1 protein-coding gene is annotated in these 292 nt (G+C 42.1%); it reads right to left on the bottom strand.

The annotated features are described in order from the left end of the window. The coding region (locus tag HC175_RS23045; RefSeq protein ID WP_168140084.1) for an AAA family ATPase at positions 1 to 292 on the bottom strand (292 nt) is incomplete at both ends.

Here is a 292-nt window from a genome sequence, read left to right as displayed (position 1 = left end):
CGATCCTGTTGATGAACTCCGGCCTCACACTTTGTTTGAGCAATGCAAGTACATCTGTTTTAGCACTTTCCATTGCGGCATCCAGGTCTTTGATATTTTCAAACTTCTCCTGGATGATATGAGAGCCTATGTTGGAAGTCATAATAATGATGGTGTTCTTAAAATCGGCAAGACGTCCTTTGTTGTCAGTAAGCCTTCCTTCATCCAGCACCTGTAACAGGATATTAAATGTATCCGGATGGGCTTTTTCGATCTCATCCAGTAAAACAACAGAATAGGGTTTCCTACGCAC

Source organism: Salinimicrobium oceani (genome assembly GCF_012037645.1).
Note: the sequence above shows the minus strand (reverse complement) of the source record. Positions and strands in the feature narration are given on the sequence as shown.